The sequence below is a fragment of the Xanthomonas cassavae CFBP 4642 genome (assembly GCF_000454545.1).
Classification (GTDB): domain Bacteria; phylum Pseudomonadota; class Gammaproteobacteria; order Xanthomonadales; family Xanthomonadaceae; genus Xanthomonas; species Xanthomonas cassavae.
This window is the reverse complement of sequence record NZ_CM002139.1, coordinates 1705701-1720553: the sequence shown is the minus strand read 5'-3', so window position 1 is coordinate 1720553 and position 14853 is coordinate 1705701. Positions and strand designations below refer to the sequence as shown.

Genomic DNA, 14853 nt, shown 5'->3' with positions numbered 1-14853 from the left:
TCGAGACGGGCGCGCGCCGCGTCGTTGAACGACGCCACCGCCGATTTCCACGCGCAGCGCACCAACCCATCCGGCCAGGAGCACTGCCCGCAAGCCAAAAAAAGCCCCCGGCGCAAGGCCAGGGGCGTTGGTGTAACTGGCGGAGCGGACGGGACTCGAACCCGCGACCTCCGGCGTGACAGGCCAGCATTCTAACCAGCTGAACTACCGCTCCGCTTTAAACTTGGACATCTCACCCACGACACTCGCAACACTCCAGTGTCGTGGAGAAAACGAAGCCCCCAATCGCTCAGGAGCTTTGGTGTAACTGGCGGAGCGGACGGGACTCGAACCCGCGACCTCCGGCGTGACAGGCCAGCATTCTAACCAGCTGAACTACCGCTCCGCGCTTGAAACATTTGCCTGGTGCTTAGTGGTGGGTGCTGAGGGTTTCGAACCCCCGACCCTCTCCGTGTAAGGGAGACGCTCTACCGCTGAGCTAAGCACCCTAGCGAGTCGATTAGTTTACTGCATCCTTCAGGGCTTTACCAGCCTTGAATGCAGGATTCTTCGAAGCGGCGATCTTGATGCTGTCGCCCGTCTTCGGATTGCGGCCGGTACGCTCAGCGCGCTCGCGGACCTGGAAGGTGCCGAAGCCAACGAGGGTGACAGCGTCGCCCTTCTTCAGCGCCTTGGTGATTTCGCTCACAACCGCGTCGACAGCACGGCCAGCTTCAGCCTTGGAGATGTCAGCGGCAGCGGCAACGCCATCGATCAATTCGGTTTTATTCATTCTTGAAACTCCCTTTGCGGCAGATGCCGCGGAATCGACAATCGGCGCTCTTGCCGTTAGCGAAGAACCCGACACAAGTGGTATCGCGTGACGCATCACATTTTGCCGCGCCCACGAGTCGTGCATTTATACCAGCGCCCCCAACAGCACGCAAGCCAAAACCCAATAACGACGCGGGTTTTGGCTTGTTTCGGGACGTCTTAGACAGCGCACGTTAGTGCTTGACGCGGGTTCCCGGAGTGGTGCGCGACTTGCCGCGGACGGCCACGCGCGAAGCGGTCTTGCGCGCCTTTTCCTTGCCAGCCTTCTTCGGCGCCAACGGACGTTCCAGCGCCAGATCCAGCACTTCGTCGATCCACTTCACCGGCACGATCTTCAGATCGCGGGTGACGTTGGCCGGGATGTCAGCCAGGTCCTTGCGGTTCTCGTCCGGGATCAGCACCGTGCGGATACCGCCGCGCAATGCCGCCAGCAACTTTTCCTTCAAGCCGCCGATCGCCGAGACGCGCCCACGCAAGGTGATCTCGCCGGTCATCGCCACGTCGGCGCGGATCGGCACGCGGGTCAGGATCGACACCAGCGAGGTCACCATCGCAATGCCCGCACTCGGGCCGTCCTTGGGGGTGGCGCCGTCGGGCACGTGCACGTGCACGTCCTGCTTCTGCAGGAAATCCACATCGATGCCCAACCGCTCGGCGCGCGAGCGCACCACCGACAGGGCTGCCGACGCGGATTCCTTCATGACGTTACCGAGCTGGCCGGTGAGGATCAGGTTGCCCTTGCCCGGCACCAGCGTGGACTCGACCTGCAACAGCTCGCCACCCACTTCGGTCCACGCCAGACCGGTCACCAGGCCAATCTCGTTTTCTTCTTCGGCACGGCCGAAGTCGAAGCGACGCACGCCCAGGTACTTGTCGAGATTCTTCGAGCCCACCGTCACCAGCGCCTTCGGCTTGCCCTTCTTGGCGACCGCTTTCTTGGCCACCGGCTGCGGGCCGGCAAGCGCGATTTCCTTCACCACCTTGCGGCAGATCTTGGCGATCTCGCGCTCGAGATTACGCACGCCCGATTCGCGCGTGTAGTAGCGCACGACGTCCTGGATGGCGTCGCCACCGATCTCGATCTCTTCCGGCTTCAGGCCGTTGGCCTTGATCTGCTTGGGCACCAGGTAACGCATGGCGATATTGAGCTTTTCGTCCTCGGTGTAGCCGGGAATGCGGATGACCTCCATGCGGTCCAGCAGCGGGCCGGGGATATTGAGCGAGTTGGAGGTGGCGACGAACATCACCTCCGACAGGTCCAGGTCCACTTCCAGGTAATGGTCGTTGAAGGAGTTGTTCTGCTCGGGGTCGAGCACCTCCAGCAGCGCCGAGGATGGGTCGCCACGGAAGTCCATCGACATCTTGTCGATCTCGTCCAACAGGAACAGCGGGTTCTTGCTGCCGACCTTGTTGAGGTTCTGCACCAGGCGGCCGGGCATCGAACCGACATAGGTCCGGCGATGGCCACGAATCTCGGCCTCGTCGCGGATGCCGCCCAGGCTCATGCGCACGAACTTGCGATTGGTCGCCTTGGCGATCGACTGCCCGAGCGAGGTCTTGCCCACGCCCGGCGGACCGACCAGGCACAGGATCGGCCCCTTCATCTGCTTCACGCGCGACTGTACTGCCAGGTATTCGAGGATGCGTTCCTTGACCTTGTCCAGGCCATAGTGATCGGCATCCAGGGTGTCTTCGGCCACCTTCAGATCCTTGCGGACCTTGGTGCGCTTCTTCCACGGCACGCCCAGCAACCAGTCCAGATAGTTGCGCACCACCGCCGCTTCGGCGGACATCGGCGACATCTGCTTGAGCTTGTTGAGTTCGGCCTTGGCCTTGGTTTCCACCGGCTTGGGCATGCCCGACTCGGCGATCTTGCGGGCCAGTTCTTCCAGCTCGCCCGGCGCATCGTCCAGGTCGCCCAGTTCCTTCTGGATCGCCTTCATCTGCTCGTTGAGATAGTACTCGCGCTGGCTTTTTTCCATCTGCGACTTCACGCGGCCGCGGATGCGCTTTTCCAGCTGCTGCACGTCGATTTCGCCGTCCACCAGACCGACCAGCAGCTCCAGCCGCTCGCCGATGTCGGTGATCTCCAGCAGGCGCTGCTTGTCGGCCAGGCGCACACCGATATGCGCGGCAATGGTGTCGGCCAGGCGGCCCGGCTCGTCGATGCCGGCCAGGGTCTGCAACAGCTCCGGCGGCAGCTTGCGGTTGGTCTTGACATACTGTTCGAACAGCGACATCAGCGAACGGGCGATCGCTTCCACTTCGCGCGGCTCGCGCGCATCGCTGGCTTCCACTTCGATGCCCTGGCCTTGCAACGCGCCGTCCAGCTCGACCACCTTGTCTACAGTGACGCGAGAGAGCCCTTCGACCAGCACCTTGATGGTGCCATCGGGGAGCTTCAGCAATTGCAGCACCTGCGCCAGGGTGCCAACGGTATACAGATCGGCCGCCGCAGGGTCGTCGGTCTCAGCCGATTTCTGCGCCACCAGCAGGATGCGCTTATCCGCCTCCATGGCCTTTTCCAGCGCGCGCATCGACTTGTCACGGCCGACGAACAGCGGGATCACCATGTGCGGAAACACCACCACGTCGCGCAGCGGCAACACTGGCAGATCGAGAACTTCTGGTTGGGACTGGGCCATGGGGCGCTCCGCAGGAATGGGAATTTAGGGCGTAAAAAAAGCCGATGGCCCCCGTTATGGGGCCATCGGCTGGACGTTGCAAGTAGCGCCCGGAAACCCTTTAGCCGCCAGCGAGGACATCGCCTGGCTGGCCGGCTGGCAAGGCTCAGTCCCCGGACGCAACCTTGGCCGGTGCCGGTTGCGCCTGGTAGATCAGATACGGCTCGGACTTGTGCTCGATCACCGACTCATCGACCACCACCTTGCTGACATTTTCCTGGGACGGCAGCTCGTACATGGTATCCAGCAGCACCGATTCGACGATGGTGCGCAGGCCACGGGCGCCGGTCTTGCGCTTGAGCGCCTTCTTGGCGATCGCCGACAACGCGTCGGGGCGGAACTCCAGCTCCACACCTTCCATATCGAACAGCTTCTTGAACTGCTTGGTGATGGCGTTCTTGGGCTCGGTCAGGATCTTGATCAGCGCCGGCTCGTCCAGTTCCTCGAGCGTGGCGACCACCGGCAGGCGGCCCACGAACTCAGGGATAAGACCGAACTTGATCAAATCTTCCGGCTCGACCTCGGCCAGGATCTTGCCCACTTCCTGCTTGCGCTCGCTGCTCTTGACCTTGGCACCGAAGCCAATCCCGCCGGCATCGTTGGAGCGCTGCTGAATCACCTTGTCCAGCCCGGCAAACGCACCGCCGCAGATGAACAGGATGTTCTTGGTGTCCACCTGCAGGAATTCCTGCTGCGGGTGCTTGCGGCCACCCTGCGGCGGCACCGAGGCAACCGTGCCTTCGATCAGCTTGAGCAGCGCCTGCTGCACGCCTTCGCCGGACACGTCGCGGGTGATCGACGGGTTCTCGCTCTTGCGCGAGATCTTGTCGATTTCGTCGATGTAGACGATGCCCTGCTGCGCCTTTTCGACGTCGTAATCGCACTTCTGCAGCAGCTTCTGGATGATGTTTTCCACGTCCTCGCCGACATAGCCGGCTTCGGTCAGCGTGGTGGCATCGGCGATCGTGAACGGCACATTGAGCAGGCGCGCCAGCGTTTCGGCCAGCAGCGTCTTGCCCGAACCGGTCGGACCGACCAACAGGATGTTGGACTTCGCTAGCTCGACGTCATCGTTCTTGCTGCGGCTCTCGATACGCTTGTAGTGGTTGTACACCGCCACGGCGAGCGTGCGCTTGGCGCGCAACTGCCCGATCACGTATTGATCCAGCACCTCGAGAATTTCGCGCGGCTTGGGCAGGCTGGAGCGTGCCGACTGCGCTTTCTCTTCGAGTTCCTCGCGAATGATGTCGTTGCACAGCTCAACGCACTCATCGCAGATGAACACGCTGGGACCGGCAATCAGCTTGCGGACCTCATGCTGACTCTTACCGCAGAACGAGCAGTAGAGAATCTTGTTGCTGTCGCCGGAACGACCTTGGCGGTCTTCGCTCATGCTTCTGTTACCCAGTTACGCCACCCGATGCACGGGGGTTCGATTTCGAGAATAGCACAGGGCCGGGAGGACGTTCGCCCTGCCCGACCCTGCCGGTTTTTCCTGCAATTTCAGCGACCTGACGATCAAGACGGCTGGATCGACTCTTCCGGACGGCGTTCCAGCACCTGGTCGACCAGGCCATAGGCCTGGGCATCGACCGCACTCTTGAAGTTGTCGCGCTCGGTGTCGCGCGCGATGGTCTCCAGCGACTGGCCGGTGTGCTTGGCCAGGATCTCGTTCAAGCGCGAACGCAGGGTCAGGATCTCGCGCGCGTGGATGTCGATATCGGTCGCCTGGCCCTGGAAACCACCCAGCGGCTGATGGATCATCACGCGCGAGTTCGGCAGCGCGTAGCGCTTGCCAGCTGCACCCGATGCCAGCAACAGCGCACCCATCGAGGCGGCCTGGCCGACGCAGATGGTGCTGACGTCCGGCTTGATGTACTGCATGGTGTCGTAGATCGCCATGCCGGCAGTGACCACGCCGCCGGGCGAATTGATGTAGATACTGATGTCCTTTTCCGGATTGTCCGCTTCCAGGAACAGCAGCTGGGCCACGATCACGTTGGCCATATGGTCGTCGATCGGACCGACCAGGAAGATCAGACGCTCCTTCAGCAGACGCGAGTAGATGTCATACGCACGCTCGCCGCGGCTGGTCTGTTCGACCACCATGGGCACCAGGTTCAGGGCTTTGGTCACAATGCTCATCGGTCTTCCTGTTGTGGCAGCGGCCTGTGCCGATGCCCGTGTTCGACATCCGCGCCCCTGACGCTGGGCGCGGTTCTTCTCTTAACTGCCGGATCAGACGCGGATGGCGTCCTGGAACGACAGCGGCTGCTCGGTGTGCTGGGCGCGCTCGGCGATCCAGTCGATCACCTGCTCTTCCATGACACGGCTCTGCAGCCCACCCATCAGTTGGGGGTCGTTGCGGTACATCTCAATGACCTGTTCCGGCTCTTCGTAGGTCGAGGCGATCAGACGCAGCGTTTCGCTGACGCGCTTGGATTCCAGGCGCAGCTCGTTGCGACGGGCCACTTCGCCCACCAGCAGACCGACCAGCACGCGCTTGGCAGCGGCATCCATGAAGCCCTGGTGGGCGTCGTCCGGCACCTGGCCCGGATCGCGGCCGCTACGGCGCATCTGCTCGACCTGCTGGGCCAGCATCGAACGCGCTTCGTTCTCGACCAGACGCGGCGGCATTTCGACCTGCGCGTAGGCGGCGATCAGCTGCTCGCCCACTTCGCGACGCAGGCGATTCATCAGCGCGCCCTTGAGCTCGCGCTCCAGGTTGGTGCGGATGTCGGCGCGGAACTGCTCGGCATCGCCACTCTTCACGCCGAAGCTCTTGATGAACTCCTTGTCCACCGCCGGCAACACCGGCTCGGAGACCTCGACCGCCTTGACGTGCACCTGCACGGTCTTGCCGGCCAGTTGCGGCACCCGCCACTCGGCCGGGAAATCCACGCTCAGGGTCTTTTCTTCGCCCTTGATCAGGCCTTCCAGGCCCTTTTCGATCTGATCGAACATCACGCCCGAGCCCAGCACGCTGCTGCCGGTCTCCACGCCCTCGGCGGGCAGGCGCTCGTCGCCGGCCTGGGACCAGGTCTCCAGCGCCACCAGGTCGCCGACCTGCGCGCCACGCTCGATCGGATTCCAGGTGCGGCGCTGCAGGCGCAGGTTTTCGATCATCTGGTCGATGTCGGCGTCGGTCACTTCGGCGGTGTGGCGCACCACCGACAACGTGGTCACGTCGATATCGCCGAAATCCGGCACTACTTCGAAGGTGGCAACGAAATCGAAGTCGCTTTCGCCCTGGTCGATGCGCGGATTGCCGGCCAGACGCAGCGAATGCTCGCGCACCGCCGAATCAAAAGTCTCACGCAGCAGACCTTCCATCGCCTCGGCACGCACCTGCTGGCCGAAACGCTGCTCGATCACCTTGGGCGGCACCTTGCCCGGACGGAAGCCCTTGATGCGCGTGGTCCGCGCAAGCTCGCGCAGGCGGCCACCGACGTGCGTCTCCAGGCGCTCCTGCGGCAGGGTGAAGGTCAGGCGGCGTTCCAGATTGCCGGTGGATTCGATCGAAGCTTGCATGTTGACTCCTGCCACCGACAGCGCACGGCGTCGGCACGAGATGGAAGATGCGGGTTGACGGATGGCGAGAAAACCGCCGAGCCTTGTAGTTTCGCCGATAACGGCGGCCGCTGCCAGCGGGACAGGCGCCCGGCGCGCGAAAGCGAGGGTATGGCGGCATAGCAGCGGCCGGAGTGCTCACAGCCGCACTGCATTGGTGCGAAAGGGGGGACTCGAACCCCCACGCCCTGCGGCGTCAGAACCTAAATCTGGTGCGTCTACCAATTCCGCCACTTTCGCAATGCCGCACGTACCCCCGCCATTGTTGCAGGGATGCAGCTAAAGAAAAAGCGCTGCGGCTGTTTGCGGCGAGGCGACACAGAGGCGACACAACTGATCACCACGGGTGGCCCGGACTTTCGGAATAGCTAAACGGCTGGCGAACAACGCCGTGCGATATCTAAGCATGAACCATTCACCAGCCCGTGGTCAGGCACTGTAGCTGCCGTAGCGTGCGGTTATGCACAGTGGCGCCGCTATTTGAGAAAATTCCGTTAAATCGACTCACGAGGGCTCCCCGGCGTCATGAGAGACCGATACCGTCAGACCGTAGCCCTGTGGCGCGAGACTGCATCGAAGAAATCGACCTCGACGGGCGGATCACCGCGATCAACGTCAACGGACTGGCCGCCCTGGGCGCCGGCCATCCGATCAGTTGATTTCCCGACCCTGGCGGGAGTTCTGGCCGCCGGAGGCCGCTGCACGGGTCGATACCGCACTGGCCGCGTCGGTCGAGGGTGCGGTGCACGAGTTCGAGGCCAGCTGCGTCAACTTCGTCGGCGTGCGGCAGACCTGGCAGGTGGTGACCAGCCCGCTATTCGATGACACCGGCAAGGTCGAGGCGGTGCTGGCGGTCAGCAAGACTATCTCCGACCGCCGGGCGCTGGAAAGCGCGTTCCACACCCTGGACCGCACATTGAAGGCAGAGCGCGAGTTCTCGATGGGCGCACTGATGCCGGCACGCGCGCGCGAGCGTTCGCTTTCGACCGAGCTGCACACCTTGCGCGATCTGCACGACCGCATCGAAGACGACCTGGACATCGCCCGCGCCGCGCGGGGCGCTGCGGACATCGAACCTTCACGACCAACGCGTGGCAGTGATTCGTCGCCGACTGTGGTCGCGAGCAGAACAATGGGTATGGCCGTCGAGAAACAATCGTGTCCTGCTATCGGCCGCCATCATCGTCCAGCGCCTTGCCAATCCCCTACACCCCGGTAACGGGGCGACATCGCTGAGGAAATGCACCATGGTTCAGACACACCCTCGCAAGTCGTCCGGCCTGTTCACCGCCATTGCAACCGCCCTGACGCTGTTACCCGTGATGGCGATGGCATCGCCTGCACGAGGCACTTTGCTCAGCAGCAATGTTTTCACCAGCTATACGCGCAGCGCGCTTGCCGCGTTGCCGTCCGACGAGAAGGCCGGCGAGCAACCCAAGTGCGATGTCCGCGTTGCCGAATTCACCTGTGCAACGGTTGGCGTGCACGGAGGGCCGGCCACCGCGTCGGCCGCGCTGCTGGTGCCGGGTGGCGCAGCCTGCAACGGACCCGACCCACTACGTACTGCAGAACAGGCGAAGGAAATTCGCGATGCGAGGGCGATGACCCGTTGGTCACTCGACTCGCCGGCCAGGGTTATGTGGTGGTGAGCACCGATTACCTGGGACTGGGCAAATCCAACTACGCCTTCCATCCGTACCTGCATTCCGCCGGCGAAGCCAGTGCAAGTATCGACGCGATGCGCGCCGTACGGCAGGTGCTGACACGCTTGAACACGCCGCTGTCTGGCAAGGTCATGCTGGCGGAGTATTCGCAGGGAGGACACGCCGCGATAGCGACCCAGCGCGAAATCGAGGCGCACTTCTCCAAGGAGTTCGACCTGGTCGCCAGCGCCAATGACGCCACGGTGCCGTTGAAGAACGCCACCACTGCCATTGCTGCATTCAAGCAACGCGGCAGCACGCAGGTGTCGATGGTGGAGATGTGCAGCGCAATCGCGCAGACAACAGTGCGCTCGAACACGTGTTGACCAAGGAGAGCTGCATCATCGCGGTGCGCCAGCGGCTGCTGGACAAGCGGCGCTAGCCGCCGCGCGCCTGGCGCGCGGCGGCACGGACGCAGGACGAGACCATCGCGAACGGCGTGCAGCACACTGCAGACGTTCGTCGGTCGATCCGCAACACCTAGGCGGCTACTGCCTGGGACCTATCGACAGCGCGCGACAACGTGGCGCATTCATGCGATTGATGCAGCGATAAGGGCGTGCGCGGCCATGCCGACACCGCGGTTGTAGCGCTGCTTGCACCAGCGCTTGCCACAAAGAAAAACAGCCACTCAACTTGCGCTGAGTGGCTGCCTGTCTGGTGGGCCGTCAAGGATTCGAACCTTGGACCTATTGATTAAGAGTCAACTGCTCTACCAACTGAGCTAACGGCCCTGAAACTGGTCATAGATTGTATGCGCGTTTTTGCGTCGTTGCAACACCCCGCGATGCATCGGGTCCAACTTTTCCTGCAATCAGTGGGGTGGCTGAGGGGACTCGAACCCCCGACATCTGGAATCACAATCCAGTACTCTAACCAGCTGAGCTACAGCCACCACTGAAACCTACTTCCAACCGCACCGCCGATGGCGCGCCCGACAGGACTCGAACCTGTAACCGCCGGCTTAGAAGGCCGGTGCTCTATCCGGTTGAGCTACGGGCGCCCGGACCGAACTTTGCATTTCCACGCCGTCAAGAGTTCGGAATGGTCGGGGTAGAGGGATTCGAACCCCCGACATCCTGCTCCCAAAGCAGGCGCGCTACCAGACTGCGCTATACCCCGGCGGGACCTCTCCGTCCCGAAGGCTGGAAAGGTCGGCTATTTTGGGAATGATTGGGCTTGCTGTCAATCACTCTGTGTAAATCGGACGATCCGGTATCCTCGCGGCATCGCTCGCCAAGTCGGCAGGCATCTACATTTCATGGAGAACACGCATGCGTAGCGGCAATCCCGCCCTTCGGGAATCCACCTTTCTCGACCTCGGCTCCGGCTCGGTGGTCACTCGCGACGGCCAGGCGATGACCCTCAACGGCACCGTCAACAAGACCGGCCTGCTGTTGCTGATGGCGGTGGTCACCGCCGCCTTCGCCTGGTCGCAGTCGATCGGGGCCGATGGCGCTCCGTTGCCTGCCGCGCGGCTGTACATGATCGCCGGCGCGATCGGCGGGCTGGTGTTCGCGCTGGCGACCAGCTTCAAGCCGACCTGGGCGCCGGTCACCGCGCCGTTGTACGCACTGATGGAAGGCTTCTTCCTGGGCGCGATCTCGGCAGTCTACGAGGCGCGTTTCAACGGCATCGTGTTCCAGGCGGTCCTGCTGACCTTCGGCACCATGTTCGCGCTGCTGTTTGCCTATCGCAGCGGCATGATCAAGGCCACCGAGAACTTCAAGCTGGGCGTGGTGGCAGCCACCGGCGGCATCGCGCTGGTGTACCTGGCCACCATCGTGCTGGGCCTGTTCGGCGTGCGCATCCCCTTCATCCACGACTCGGGCCTGATCGGCATCGGCTTCAGCCTGTTCGTGGTGGTGGTGGCAGCGCTGAACCTGGTGCTGGACTTCGACTTCATCGAAAGCGGCGTTGAGCAGGGCGCGCCCAAGCACATGGAGTGGTACGGGGCATTCGGCCTGATGGTGACGCTGGTGTGGCTGTACATCGAGTTCCTGCGGCTGCTGTCGAAGCTGCAGTCGCGGAATTGAGCGGGGAATCGGGAATCGGGATTGGGGAATCGTGAGAGCGGATTCCTGCAACCGGTGAGCAAATGCCGGCTTCTCAGCAACTTCCGAGCAAAACAAAAGGCGCCTAGGCGCCTTTTGTTTTGTGCGCTCTTCCGGCGCGCTCAGAGGCGGCTGGCGATGGCCTTGGCGAAGCCCATGGTGTTGCCGGTGCCGCCCAGGTCGGGGGTCAGCGAATCCTTGGCTTCCAGGGTGGCCACGATGGCCTCGCGCAGGCGTTCGGCGTTCTGCGGCTGGTCGATATGGTCCAGCATCTGCGCGGCGCCCAGCAGCAGCGCGCACGGGTTGGCCTTGCCCTGCCCTGCGATGTCCGGCGCCGAACCGTGCACGGCCTCGAAGATGGCCGCGTCCAGACCGATGTTGGCACCCGGGGCCAGGCCCAGGCCGCCGACCAGACCGGCGCACAGGTCGGAGATGATGTCGCCGAACAGGTTGGTGGTCACGATGATGTCGAACTGCTCCGGACGCATCACCAGCTGCATGCAGGTGTTGTCGACGATCATTTCCTGGAATTCGATTTCCGGGTATTGCGCGGCGACATCACGGGCGACCTTCAGGAACAGGCCCGAGGTCGACTTGATGATGTTGGCCTTGTGCACCGCGGTGACCTTCTTGCGGCCGGTGGCGCGCGCCAGGTCGAAGGCGTAGCGCACGATGCGCTCGGAGCCCTTGCGGGTGATACGGGTACCGGAGAACGCGGTCTCGCCGTCTTCGGACACGGTCTGGCCTTCGCTCAGGTACGCGCCTTCGGTGTTCTCGCGGACGGTGATCAGGTCCACGCCGTCGGCGAAGCGCGACTTGGTGTTCGGGAACGACTTGGCCGGACGCACATTGGCGTACAGGTCGAACTTGCGACGCATGGCAACGTTGATCGAACTGAAACCCTCGCCGACCGGGGTGGTCAGCGGGCTCTTCAGAGCGACCTTGTTCTTGGTGATCGAAGCCAGGGTGGACTCGGGCAGCAGATCGCCGTGCTTTTCCAGCGCGACCAGGCCGGCGTCGGCGTATTCGTAGGTCAGGCCAGCCTGCAGCGCGTCGAGCACGAACAGCGTGGCATCCATGATCTCCGGGCCAATACCGTCGCCGCGGATGACCGTGATTGTCTGCGTCATAACGTTGGGTTTCCGAACTTGAAGGGGGGAGCGCCAGCCGGAAGTCCGGCTCACCAGCGCAAGGAGGTTTCACAGGCAATTATGCCCGATGCCGGTGAAGGCGCCCAAACCGACCTTGGTCTAAGCCATGGACGGCATGCAGGCAATCCGACGCGTACCGACCACCCAAACGCAACGCGCCGCCTCAACGGCGTCGCGCAGACGGCCCTTCACCAATCCCGAATTCCCAATCCCGAACGTCAACCAGCCGCTCACCAGCAGCCCATCAACCATGCGCGTGCTGCTCCGGTGCCGGGGCGCCGCCTTCGAGCTGGTCCAGGAAATTCACCGCGCGGCGCAGGTGCGGGATCACGATCGAGCCGCCAACCACCAGGCCAACCGAGAAGGTCTCGAAGAACTCCTCACGGGTCACACCCGCCTCCTTGCACTGGGCGACGTGGTAGCTGATGCAGTCATCGCAGCGCAGCACCATCGAAGCGACCAGGCCGAGCAGCTCCTTGGTCTTCACGTCCAGCGCGCCGGTTTGATAGGTCTGGGTGTCGAGCGCGAAGAAGCGACGCACGACCTGGTTGGGCTCGGCCAGGATGCGCTGGTTCATGCGCTGGCGGAATTGCGTGAACTCGCGCAGGCGGTCGGCGCTGCCGTCGTCGGACCCACTCATGCCTGACCGCCCGTACCGGTGAACAGCGGTTCCAGCTTGCCGGCGCGATGCATGGCCATCATGTCGTCGTAGCCACCCACATGGACGTCGCCGACGAAGATCTGCGGCACGCTGGTGCGCCGCGCCAGCGCGACCATCTTCTCCCGCTCGGCCGGGTCCAGGTCGATCCGCACCTCGGTCCAGGTCTGACCCTTGCTCTTGAGGAAGTTCTTGGCGGCCACGCAATACGGGCAGATGGCGGTGGAATACAAGGTGATCTGCGGGCCGGCGGCCGCGTCGTGCCCGGTGTGTTCTTGGCTCACGGGAAACTCCGTGGTTGGTCTGAGGTCTGACACATGGTAACGGGCGACTGGAATTTCCACCTCGCCACCGCAACACTGTGGATTAATTGCCGATTCACGCCGCCGCACCGTGCTGCCCGCATGCTCAGCGCACTACCTGGGAGTTCCACTTGCGCCTGCTTCCGCTCGCTACCGCCTTGACCCTGGCCGTCGCCGTGGGCGTGGCACCTGCGCAGGAAAACCGCCTGCCCGATATCGGTTCGTCGGCCGGCGAGCTGCTGACGCCGGCGCGCCAGGCCGAGTACGGCAAGATGATGCTGGCCGAGCTGCGCAACTACGACTACGTGCTGGACGACCCGTTGGTCGGCGACTGGCTGCAGACCATGGGTACCCGCCTGGGCGCCAACAGCGATCAACCGCAGCAGCCGTTTACCTTTTTCATGCTGCGCGACCGCCAGATCAATGCGTTCGCCACGCTGGGCGGCTACATCGCGGTCAACGCCGGACTGGTGCTGACCGCCGAGCGCGAGGACGAAGTGGCCGCGGTGCTGTCGCACGAAATCGCCCATGTCACCCAGCAACACGTGCTGCGCGGAGTGGAACGCGCGCAGCGCGATCAGGTCCCGATCCTGCTCGGCATGCTGGCCGCGGTGGTGGCGGCGCAGCAGGCCGGTGGCAACTCCAAGGGCGATGCCACCATGGCCACGATCACCAGCGCCATGGGGCTGATGCAGCAGCGCCAGATCGACTACACCCGCTCCAACGAATCGGAGGCCGACCGGCTGGGCATCCGCACGCTGGTGCGCAGCGGCTACGACGTGGACGCGATGGCCGGCTTCTTCGAACGCATGTCGGTGGCGATGCGCGCCAATGAGGGCGGCTACAGCGCACCGGATTTCCTGCAGACCCACCCGGTCACCACCACCCGCATCAGCGAAGCCAAGGCGCGCGCCGAGCAGATGAAGAAGAACACCGTGGTGCTCACCACCTCGGTGCCGGGCGGCACGCGCCAGGAGCGCGTGGACCCGGCCGACCCGTCGCTGTCGGAGCCGTTGAGCCGTAACGGAAACGCGCTGCTGCCCTATGCGCTGCGGTTGCCGGTGGATGCGCTCAGCCGCGGCGGCGACCAGCAGGGCTTCGATTGGGCCAAGGAGCGCCTGCGCGTGCTCAGCGCCAGCACGCCGGATGCGGCCATCCGCGAATACGAGAACCTGCGCCGCAGCGCCAAGCAGGGCCTGAGCGATGCGCAGCGCTACGGGCTGGCGCTGGCCCGGCTGCGCAACAGCGGCGGCCGGCCCAGCGAACCGGTGTCCGAACTAGCCAGCCTGCTGGAGGCGCACCCGGACAATCTATGGCTGGCGCTGGGCCTGAGCGAGGCGCAGGCACGCGTCGGCCAGCGCGAGGCGGCCAACGCGCGTTTCGATGCCTTGCTCAAGCAGTTGCCGAACAATCGCGCGGTAGCGCTGACCTATGCCGGTGCGCTCAACGAGCAGGCCAACAAGCAATCCGGCCAGCGTGCACGCCAGGTGCTGGAGCCGCTGCTGCATCGCAGTGGCGAGGACCCGTTGCTGCAGCAGACCTATGCCCGCGCCTGCGAGCTGGCCGGGGACCATCTGCGCGCCAGCGAGGCCTATGCCGAGTCCGCGTATCTGAACGGGCGCCCGGAGCAGGCCCTGCTGCAGCTGGAGGCGCTGAAGAAAAAGGATCTGGACTATGTGACACGGGCACGAGTGGATGCGCGCATCGCCACGATCATGCCCACAGTGCTGGAGCTGCGCCGGCAGGGGATTCGCGACCCGGACCTGTCGACGCAGTGACGCTTGAGTGGGAATCGGAATCGGGAATCGGGAATCGGCTAAGGATGGTCTGATCAACGCAGCCGGAAAACGAAACACGCCACATCCGCCGCGCTGAGGGCGCTCAAACCCCCGGTTTTTTGCCGTTTTCGGCACGTTTT

At 63.7% G+C, this 14853-nt stretch carries 10 protein-coding genes, 8 tRNA genes and 2 pseudogenes; 4 read left to right on the top strand and 16 right to left on the bottom strand.

What is annotated here, in order from left to right:
• Positions 1–137: 137 nt before the first annotated feature.
• The 9 genes from XCSCFBP4642_RS0107690 to XCSCFBP4642_RS0107650 form a co-directional block, all read right to left on the bottom strand.
• Positions 138–214 (bottom strand) — tRNA-Asp (locus XCSCFBP4642_RS0107690).
• A 94-nt stretch (positions 215–308) separates the two neighbouring features.
• Positions 309–385, bottom strand: a tRNA-Asp gene (locus XCSCFBP4642_RS0107685).
• A 28-nt stretch (positions 386–413) separates the two neighbouring features.
• Positions 414–488, bottom strand: a tRNA-Val gene (locus XCSCFBP4642_RS0107680).
• An 11-nt stretch (positions 489–499) separates the two neighbouring features.
• On the bottom strand, positions 500–772 hold the full coding sequence (locus XCSCFBP4642_RS0107675; protein WP_002806049.1) for an HU family DNA-binding protein: 273 nt from the start codon (positions 770–772) through the stop codon (positions 500–502).
• A gap of 214 nt (positions 773–986) precedes the next feature.
• Positions 987–3458, bottom strand: a complete 2472-nt coding sequence (gene lon / locus XCSCFBP4642_RS0107670; RefSeq protein WP_029219278.1) for an endopeptidase La — start codon at positions 3456–3458, stop codon at positions 987–989.
• Positions 3459–3603: 145 nt separating this feature from the next.
• Entirely contained in the window at positions 3604–4890 is a 1287-nt protein-coding gene (clpX, locus tag XCSCFBP4642_RS0107665; RefSeq protein ID WP_029219277.1) for an ATP-dependent Clp protease ATP-binding subunit ClpX, read from the bottom strand.
• A 125-nt stretch (positions 4891–5015) separates the two neighbouring features.
• Entirely contained in the window at positions 5016–5642 is a 627-nt protein-coding gene (gene clpP, locus XCSCFBP4642_RS0107660; protein ID WP_002806026.1) for an ATP-dependent Clp endopeptidase proteolytic subunit ClpP, read from the bottom strand.
• Between the two features lie 93 nt (positions 5643–5735).
• A complete protein-coding gene (gene tig / locus XCSCFBP4642_RS0107655; RefSeq protein ID WP_029219276.1) occupies positions 5736–7028 on the bottom strand; it encodes a trigger factor in 1293 nt (430 codons plus the stop codon).
• Positions 7029–7222: 194 nt separating this feature from the next.
• Positions 7223–7307: transfer RNA gene (locus XCSCFBP4642_RS0107650), tRNA-Leu, on the bottom strand.
• A gap of 285 nt (positions 7308–7592) precedes the next feature.
• Between XCSCFBP4642_RS0107650 and XCSCFBP4642_RS24265 the strand changes: the two are divergent.
• A pseudogene (locus XCSCFBP4642_RS24265) lies at positions 7593–8136 on the top strand (PAS domain-containing protein); the annotation flags it as partial.
• A 178-nt stretch (positions 8137–8314) separates the two neighbouring features.
• Positions 8315–9152, top strand: a pseudogene (locus tag XCSCFBP4642_RS26630) (lipase family protein).
• Positions 9153–9428: 276 nt separating this feature from the next.
• Here the strand turns inward: XCSCFBP4642_RS26630 and XCSCFBP4642_RS0107630 are convergent.
• The 4 genes from XCSCFBP4642_RS0107630 to XCSCFBP4642_RS0107615 form a co-directional block, all read right to left on the bottom strand.
• A tRNA-Lys gene (locus tag XCSCFBP4642_RS0107630) sits at positions 9429–9504 on the bottom strand.
• An 84-nt stretch (positions 9505–9588) separates the two neighbouring features.
• Positions 9589–9665 (bottom strand) — tRNA-His (locus XCSCFBP4642_RS0107625).
• A 31-nt stretch (positions 9666–9696) separates the two neighbouring features.
• Positions 9697–9773, bottom strand: a tRNA-Arg gene (locus XCSCFBP4642_RS0107620).
• Between the two features lie 42 nt (positions 9774–9815).
• A tRNA-Pro gene (locus tag XCSCFBP4642_RS0107615) sits at positions 9816–9892 on the bottom strand.
• Between the two features lie 152 nt (positions 9893–10044).
• Between XCSCFBP4642_RS0107615 and XCSCFBP4642_RS0107610 the strand changes: the two genes are divergently transcribed.
• Positions 10045–10806: a Bax inhibitor-1/YccA family protein gene (locus XCSCFBP4642_RS0107610; protein WP_029219273.1), complete on the top strand. Its 762-nt coding sequence runs from the start codon at positions 10045–10047 to the stop codon at positions 10804–10806.
• A 140-nt stretch (positions 10807–10946) separates the two neighbouring features.
• Here the strand turns inward: XCSCFBP4642_RS0107610 and XCSCFBP4642_RS0107605 are convergent, their stop codons facing one another.
• The 3 genes from XCSCFBP4642_RS0107605 to grxC form a co-directional block, all read right to left on the bottom strand.
• Positions 10947–11954: an isocitrate dehydrogenase gene (locus tag XCSCFBP4642_RS0107605; protein WP_029219272.1), complete on the bottom strand. Its 1008-nt coding sequence runs from the start codon at positions 11952–11954 to the stop codon at positions 10947–10949.
• Between the two features lie 265 nt (positions 11955–12219).
• Positions 12220–12615 carry a carboxymuconolactone decarboxylase family protein gene (locus tag XCSCFBP4642_RS0107600; RefSeq protein ID WP_029219271.1) on the bottom strand — a complete coding sequence of 132 codons (396 nt, stop codon included), beginning with the start codon at positions 12613–12615 and terminating at the stop codon, positions 12220–12222.
• Positions 12612–12917, bottom strand: coding sequence for a glutaredoxin 3 (grxC, locus tag XCSCFBP4642_RS0107595; RefSeq protein WP_029219270.1), 306 nt, complete (start codon positions 12915–12917; stop codon positions 12612–12614). The genes XCSCFBP4642_RS0107600 and grxC overlap by 4 nt, the downstream gene beginning before the upstream one ends.
• 149 nt (positions 12918–13066) lie before the next feature.
• Here grxC and XCSCFBP4642_RS0107590 point away from each other — a divergent pair, with 149 nt between their 5' ends.
• Complete coding sequence (locus XCSCFBP4642_RS0107590; protein WP_033898138.1) at positions 13067–14713, top strand: M48 family metalloprotease; 1647 nt, start codon at positions 13067–13069, stop codon at positions 14711–14713.
• The last annotated feature ends 140 nt before the right edge of the window (positions 14714–14853 follow it).